Annotated in this window: 1 protein-coding gene; it reads right to left on the reverse strand. The window is 67.1% G+C overall.

Features of this window, described 5'->3' with window-relative positions:
• Positions 1 to 972 (reverse strand): IS110 family RNA-guided transposase (locus E1263_RS42390; RefSeq protein WP_132178139.1); only part of this gene is annotated, 972 nt, incomplete at its 3' end.
• Between the last annotated feature and the right edge of the window lie 241 nt (positions 973 to 1213).

Consider the following 1213-nt stretch of genomic DNA (forward strand, 5'->3'; position numbering starts at 1 on the left):
GGTGCGTTTCGCTGCGTAGGCCTGGGTGCGTGGATCGTGGCGGAGTCGGCTGATGACGATCACGTAGAGCGCTTTGTTGGCTTGCCGGTCGCCGCCTCGGTTGAGGCGGTGGCGGTGGGTCTGGCCAGACGATGCGGGGATCGGCGCGGCTCCGCAAAGCATCGCGAAAGCGCCTTCGGAGTGAAGGCGTTCGGGGTTTTCGCCTGCAGTGACCAGGAGTTGACCGGCGACGTCGGGACCCACGCCGGTGCGGTGGAGAAGTTCGGCGTTGATGGTTTTGATCAGTCCGGTGATGAGCTGGTCGAGTTCGGTGATCTCGTCTTGGGCAGTTGCGTGGCGGCGGGCCAGGGAGCGTAGTGCGGTCTTGATGGCTTGCTCTGGGGTGCCGATCTGCTGGGTGTCGGGGCGCAGGTTGTGGCAGGTCTGGATCAGGCGGGTGGTGGTGAGGGCTCGGAGCCGGTCGCGGAGGTCGTGGGGTGCGGTGACGATCAGGGATTTGATTGTGCGTGCGCAGCCGGCGCGCTGGCTGATGGCGCTGTTGCGGGCGATCCGTAGGTTGCGCAGTGCTTCGACGTGGCCGTCGCGGGTCTTGGGGGTGCCGGTGCGGGCCCTGCCGAGCGCGGCGCGGGCGGCGGCTTCAGCATCGAGCGGGTCGGACTTGCCGGCCGAGCGGCGGGTCTTGCGGTTGGGCCGGTCGATCTCGACGACCGTGACGCCTTCGCGGGTGAGATAGCTGGTCAGGCCGGACCCGTAGGAGCCGGTGCCTTCCACGCCGACCAGGACCAGCAACCCGAACGAGCGCAGCCAGGCCAGCAGCGCGGCATAGCCGGCCCTGGTGGTGGGGAAGGTCTGATGGCCGAGCATCCGGCCGGCCTGGTCGATCGCGGCCGCGGTGTGGGTATCGCGGTGAGTGTCGACACCACCGGTGATATCGAGCTCGGGTTCGGTGTTTGTTCGTGCGATGGTAGACATCGCCGTCCTTTCGCTGGCTAGGGCAAGGGGCGGCACGCACCAGCCGAGGCGAGCGGACAAGACAGTGATGGGTGCCTGCTGGCACAGGCTCCTATGAGGTCACGAGCCCTCGTCGGGTGGGTGCAGACGTGGTCCCGCAGCGAGTCGACCGACAGATCCAATTGAAGACCCGAAGTCAGTGAGTGGGTGAGTCAGGAAGACCGCTGCGGGACCACGCCAACCATTCTCACTGTGAGTGGGG

It is taken from the genome of Kribbella antibiotica, from assembly GCF_004349055.1.
In the GTDB taxonomy this organism is placed as follows: Bacteria; Actinomycetota; Actinomycetes; order Propionibacteriales; family Kribbellaceae; genus Kribbella; species Kribbella antibiotica.